This window comes from Acetobacterium sp. (genome assembly GCF_030652775.1).
Lineage (GTDB): Bacteria > Bacillota > Clostridia > Eubacteriales > Eubacteriaceae > Acetobacterium.
In genome coordinates this window covers 103,631-109,667 of the sequence record NZ_JAUSPS010000063.1, presented here as the reverse complement: position 1 = coordinate 109,667, position 6,037 = coordinate 103,631, and the positions used below count along the sequence as shown (strand labels likewise).

Annotated in this window: 6 protein-coding genes; all 6 read right to left on the bottom strand. The window is 41.2% G+C overall.

What is annotated here, in order from left to right:
• Positions 1–404: 404 nt before the first annotated feature.
• The 6 genes from Q7J41_RS11320 to pilM all read right to left on the bottom strand — a co-directional run bounded on the left by Q7J41_RS11320 (position 405) and on the right by pilM (position 6,029).
• Positions 405–1,190: a leucine-rich repeat protein gene (locus Q7J41_RS11320; RefSeq protein WP_304888139.1), complete on the bottom strand. Its 786-nt coding sequence runs from the start codon at positions 1,188–1,190 to the stop codon at positions 405–407.
• A gap of 69 nt (positions 1,191–1,259) precedes the next feature.
• On the bottom strand, positions 1,260–1,766 hold the full coding sequence (locus tag Q7J41_RS11315) for a PilW family protein (RefSeq protein ID WP_304888137.1): 507 nt from the start codon (positions 1,764–1,766) through the stop codon (positions 1,260–1,262).
• Positions 1,763–2,191, bottom strand: a complete 429-nt coding sequence (locus tag Q7J41_RS11310) for a type II secretion system protein J (protein WP_304888135.1) — start codon at positions 2,189–2,191, stop codon at positions 1,763–1,765. Before Q7J41_RS11310 ends, Q7J41_RS11315 begins: the two co-directional genes overlap by 4 nt.
• 9 nt (positions 2,192–2,200) lie before the next feature.
• The gene (locus Q7J41_RS11305; protein WP_304888133.1) at positions 2,201–3,631 is read right to left on the bottom strand and encodes a hypothetical protein; all 1,431 of its coding nucleotides are present in this window, start codon (positions 3,629–3,631) and stop codon (positions 2,201–2,203) included.
• A gap of 113 nt (positions 3,632–3,744) precedes the next feature.
• Positions 3,745–4,533, bottom strand: a complete 789-nt coding sequence (locus Q7J41_RS11300; protein WP_304888132.1) for a hypothetical protein — start codon at positions 4,531–4,533, stop codon at positions 3,745–3,747.
• Positions 4,530–6,029, bottom strand: a complete 1,500-nt coding sequence (gene pilM / locus Q7J41_RS11295; RefSeq protein ID WP_304888130.1) for a type IV pilus biogenesis protein PilM — start codon at positions 6,027–6,029, stop codon at positions 4,530–4,532. Before pilM ends, Q7J41_RS11300 begins: the two co-directional genes overlap by 4 nt.
• Positions 6,030–6,037 lie beyond the last annotated feature (8 nt).

The window sequence follows — 6,037 nt, the reverse complement described above, 5'->3', positions numbered from 1 at the left end:
TTAGTCAAATAATCCGAAGGTTCCAAATAATCAATTCTATTCAAACCAAATCCAGTTCGCCAATATTTTTCCTTTTGCTGCGGATCAGTTGTTTCTTCAATTTCTTCATATGTTTCATAATATTTTTTTTTAGTCATTTTTGAACCCCCTTTTTTAGACTAATTTTGTAACTGTTCAGTCGCCATGGCATTAAAGATAATTTGGTGGCAGATACAGTTACTGCAAAAATGTACAGACAGACTCAAAAACATCTCGATTCAATTTGGTTTGGCTTTGTTAAGCGATTGGCACCGCTCCTCTAAGGGGTCCGTACTTCTATTCCAACTCAACAGGGTAAGTTATAAGTTTATAAGTTAGTGGCAGGCACGAATACTCATACGGATACTCTACGGATACTCAGCGCATTATTCTTGTTTTTTCCATGCTCCATCTGCAAATATATAAGTCCCTGCACTGCGACCTCCCGTAGTATAGAATGTTTTAAAATCATCATTGTTTGCAAATACCTTTTCCTCCATTGCGACATTGCCACCTATGGTGATCTTTGTGATGTTATTATTGTAAAACGCCAACCCATCAATGCGTGTTACACTATCTGGAAATTCTATCTCGGTTAAGTTGTTATTTATAAATGCTTGTCTATGGATCTGTGTTAGTTGACTATCATTTTCAAAAGATACCGCAGTCAAGCTACTATCTTTGAATGCGCCTTGATAGATATTCTTGATGGTGGTGCCATTTAAAGTCGTAGGGATGATAATATCGGTCGCTGATCCTATATAATCCAATATATTACTCTTCCACCAATCATTTCCCGTTCCCATCTTGATTTCAGCTGATGTCAATACCTTCGTCGCATCATGAATACTGCACTGAATTTCTGCTGTTATCTCTCCATCTGCATCAGAACTAGCCTCAAAGGTATAAACCCCACCAGACGGACATTGGGAAAGCGAGCCCCAATTTTCTTTCACAAAGCTTTCAAACCCAGCCTTAGAAGCACTTGATTCTTGATTAATCAATGACGTTTTATATAAACGCACCATGTCAAGCCGGGTAATATCGCATAATTTTTCTTGGGAATTGGAAATATAACCAAACATGGTCGGAATGGTGAAGGCAGCTAAAATTGCCAAGATCACCAGAACGACAATGACTTCAATTAGGGTAAAACCTTTTCTATTATTCATCGATGGCTTCTCCTTTTTTATAAAGAGTCTTGATGTCTATATAATCATCATACTGTAAAAAAGCAATCATTAATTCACAAGTGTAATTACAAGATAGCCTTCTGTTCCGGCTTTGAAGGTTGCATCGATGGTTGTTGATTTTATATTGTTCATTACAATGCCACCTTTTAAAATGGACATCGAATCTTTTGGTACGATTTCATAATTCATGGTATTGCCATTGGTGACATTAACGCTGATTTCCATAATCTGATCAGTTTGATATTCAACACCGTTAATCACTTCAATGCATTCACCATTATTATTAAAACCAATGCCGTAAAAAATTCCCGTACTTGGCTTGCTAGTCCCTATACTAATATCAGTTGCTATGGCTAAGGCATTCTGCAAATCTGTCTCAATATTGGTGATACTCTTTTGTTTATAGGAAATGCCAGTACCGCGGGTGTAGATCTTCTGGGACATCAGGAAAACAGAAATTATGGTTACCATCAGGATGACAGTGATCAGTAGGGCAACCATTAATTCCACAAGAGAAAAGCCGTTACTACCCAAATTAATCCTCAGCTTTTTCATATTACATCACCGGTTTTGAATTTTTTAGCAAAGGCTTTTAAATCCACGTAAGAATCTCCATTATTATAGTAAACTCGCACGTTAACAGTATAGCCAGCCTCACCATTTAGTCTCGTTTCGGTGTAATAATATTGCTTCGGCTTTGATTGATCATAGACAAATTTTTCTCCGGTATTTGCGACAACATTAACTGCTCCCAGCAAAGCATCCGTCGGAATGATACCTTTTGACAAAGAGGTCATAATATTATCAACTAATTCCTGGGCTTGGGCCGCCTCATTATTTTTTGAGTCTGAAAAAACAATCATCTTTTGGCCATAGAGTAATGCCCCAAGGATCGTAACCAGAATAATGGCTACGATGGCCGTAGCCGCCACTGTTTCAATCAGGGTGACACCGCGTTGATTATGCATTATCTTTTTCATGATAGCCCCCTAATAGTACATTTCATTTATAAGCTTAGTATTTCCCGCTGTTACAATTACACTGCCGCCACCTGTGTTCCCTGAATTGGAATCATTGGTCTTTTTTACACCATTTAGCCAAAAATTAGTGTATGTCCATTTTACGTTTGGAGTCTCTTCTATTGTGCCTTCAACGATAATATTTGTTGCCGAAATATCATTTAATATACCACTCTTGTTAGTATTAATAATAATATTTCCTTTTACCCACAAATTAGCACAATTTTCTATGACAAGATAGGAATTCTCATCAATTATGAGATTACCGATGATCATAATGTTATATGCACTTAAAGTATTTACATCACCATTTACCTGGTTATAGCCTTTGGTAAACAAAATTTCTCCAGGCATTTGAGCTGTTGCAGGCGTTTTATTTGTTTCTGGCATAGCAGGGGTTCCCAATGCGGTTATATTAAATTGCGCCCCGGTAACGCGAACTTGAGGGAGGGGTACAACCACAGCAATATTATTAGCCGTTAAATCCAGGATCTGATGGTCCGCCCATTCAAATTTAGTGGTATCACCATTGCCGTTACTATTACCATTACCATTACCATTATTTTGTCCTACCGCTAAGTTAAGGTTCTTATTCACGGTAAGGGTGCTCGTCGGTGCATAATAGCCCTGATGTTGATTACCGCCTCCCCCTTGTGTAATGATACAAGAAACAGGTGGACTGTTGCTGTTGCTGTTGCTGTTGCCGTTGCCGTTGCCGTTGCCGTTGCCGTTTCCATCATTAGACATTATCCAAGTATCACACCAGCCTGTCCCGGTCGTATCGGGCACATCTGGCATATCGGGTTTCGTACCCGGTGTTTCCGGTGTTACCGAAGTGCTCGTTGCCGGAGTATAGCTAAAGTCAGCCCGATAATCCAATTTTCGTCTTAAACCCTGCGTTTCTATTTTAAATTGATAGTTGCTGTCATCAAATGTCAATTCGCCTAATTTCACAATTTCCTCTGCGTTAGTAGCATCCGGTGCCGTTGTTGTTAACGTTCCGGTTACATCATTTGCATTGCCATAAATCACAAACGGATTAGCTAGCGCCACCACCAAAGCATCTCTCTGAGTTTCTGCCGCACTAATAGCATTTATTAATGCCGTACTGTGTTCCTCAGTTTCATTTTTATATTGGTTATAAAAACCCTCTAGTTCTTTATTTTTATTGTTTAAATCCGTCATCCGCTCATTAATCTCAATCTTCCCAAACTCAATCACCGACTTGGCATCAATATAGGCCTGCCGGCTCTCTACCGTTTGCTGGGTAAAGGTAAAATCGCTGTTAGCCACCGCCAGCAGCGAGGCCACCATGATCATAATAATCATACCGATAATCAGAACAAATGCCAATGAACTGCCTTGTTGATTCTTTAGTTTTTCTATTATTCTAATACCCACGGTAGCCCTCCACCCAATTCTATGGTTTGTATTTTGAGATGCCTGATCTTACTGAACTTTATAAGGATTGCTGATCTTAATAATATCGACAATACGCTCTTTTTAATAACGTTTTATTTTTCAACCATATAAACCGCAAAGGTCATACTAATCGTAATATTGCCGCCGTTTAATTGCGGAACGGTAGTTGTGGTCGCTGTTGTTCCCTCGGTCGTTGGCACTGCCTCCGGTTCAATTGTAAAAGCGGTAATAATCATATCCGGCCGGGACGCCACCGCATCCAGCAAACGGTAAAAGTTTGTTTGCGTCCCGGTAAGCTCCATGTTCACTACACCAGTCCAGGTTTCAGTCGCACTCGCTCCTGTGTCACTATCGGAACTTTCCGAAGTGGTCGAGGTTGTCGTATCTGTTGTTCCACTATTAATTGTGTTAACTACTTCTTTTGCCGCAGCGGTTACATCTTCTGTTGATACGGTATCGGTGGTCGTCTTTTCTGTACCCACTGATGCTGATGACTGTTGGTCCGCTGTGTATGCAACAAACGTCTCCATCCCAGCCAACTCATTGCTTTCAATCGCCAGCACCTTTGGTGCCAGACTATAATCCAGACACAACTGGGTTAATAGCATGTCCAAACCTTCATTCGTCAGCTTCTGGGAAAACGATGTTTTTAAACTGGCCAGATTGGCAGTGGCATCATCGCGAGCCTGCATGGTAGCGGGAATGCTATCAATGGCCATTTCCATCGATTCTTTAGTAAACTGGGCCTCAGCCGCCTGATCGCTGACCACCTGATAACTGCTAAAGCTTGGCAAAACGACAAAATAGATGCCGAAAAAGCCAATCAGAAAACAGGACAAAACATAAATTAATAATTTCTCACGTTTGGTCATTTTTTTCATTGGGCATCACCCGCCTTCAGATAGGCAGCGGCAACAAATCCGAATCCGCTGCTAGATGATGTCGTCGTTGACGTGGTGGTGGTACTTGTCTGGGATGCGATTTCCGCATAACCGGTATATTCAACATCAGTAAAATAACCGGTGCTTTTTAACCGTTCGATATAGCGGGCGGCTTCTTTTTCGTTATTTGCAATCGCCACGACTTCGATCGCTCCGGTGCTCCCATCGTAATCCAGAGAATTGATCACAATCACATTATTCCCCTGGGTGGCGATGCTATTCATCATCACCGAGACCAGATCGGGATTGCTGTTAACCGCCGCATTGATGGCTTCAACCTTTGACACTTCTGCTTGTATCCCACTGACCTCATCGGTCAAGGCCTTGGCCTGGAGATAATCAGCCTGATTATTGGGGTCACTGATATAAGCATTCATTTCCGCCAGTTTTTCCTGGGACCGATATTTCAGTCCAAAGAAAACACCGAAAGCAATCAGGCAGATCAAAATCATCGCAACCGGAAGGATTAAAGCTTTATACTCAAAAGGCAGCTCTTTTTTGACCACATTACTCTTTTTAAAAGCCGTAAACAGATTGATCGGTTTGATGCCGGCAAAAAAACCGGCAATCGGATAGATAAAACTTCCAAAATCAAATGACTCATCCATAACAAAACCGTTTTTTATATTGGGTGTTTGAGGAATAATAAATAAATTGAGCTCCGAATCAAAATTCAATGCTCGCAAGCCATTTAATTCATATTCATCCAACCCGGCATAAAGGCTCATGTTCAAGGTATATTCGGATTTTTGCGATTTATTAAACTGGATCAGCGATGACAGCTTTCCGGAAAGTTCGTCAGCAAAAGCATCCGACCCGCATTCCGAAAGTAGTCGCGAACGGTTGGAAAAAATATAAATGCCATTTTCAAATAATAAGGAGATCAGGTTTTTACCATCCAGAATATTGAGGGCAAAGGTCATCCCCTTATAGTCTTTGGTTGCCGATACGTATTGGATCAGGGCGTTGAGACCGACATCAATACTTTTAATTTGAATTTTCAGGCTGGCAAACAAGGTGATATAGGATTCCAGCACCCGTTTTTCAACGCCACAACAAAACAGATTATTACCGTCCGGTCCGGGAATATGGGCATAATCGACTACCAACGCATCGTAATTTCCGGCGGTATCTTCAAATTCGGTTGCTGCCACGGCAGCTAGTTCCTTAGGTTTTAACTTGGGCACTTCGACATTTTTGGTGGCGATCAAACTGCTGTCGATGACCAGTTTCATGTTTTTAAAAAGACGAGGGCTTTCTTTAAGCGCTGCGCTAATGGTCTCTTTCACCACTTCTTCATTGGTAATCACCCCATTGATCAGCGCCCCCGCCTCCACCGGCAGGGTTTTAAAATTCGATATATTAAGACGGCCACCCTTATTGATCCCCTGGAGGACCTGGATGCCATCGTTTGAAAAATAGACAAGTGTCTGCATATAAAGCC

Bases quoted from the DNA above. Each gene is read 5' to 3' on its own strand.
- Q7J41_RS11320 (WP_304888139.1), bottom strand. From the start codon at position 1,190: ATGAATAATAGAAAAGGTTTTACCCTAATTGAAGTCATTGTCGTTCTG.
- Q7J41_RS11315 (WP_304888137.1), bottom strand. From the start codon at position 1,766: ATGAAAAAGCTGAGGATTAATTTGGGTAGTAACGGCTTTTCTCTTGTG.
- Q7J41_RS11310 (WP_304888135.1), bottom strand. From the start codon at position 2,191: ATGAAAAAGATAATGCATAATCAACGCGGTGTCACCCTGATTGAAACA.
- Q7J41_RS11300 (WP_304888132.1), bottom strand. From the start codon at position 4,533: ATGAAAAAAATGACCAAACGTGAGAAATTATTAATTTATGTTTTGTCC.
- pilM (WP_304888130.1), bottom strand. From the start codon at position 6,029: ATGCAGACACTTGTCTATTTTTCAAACGATGGCATCCAGGTCCTCCAG.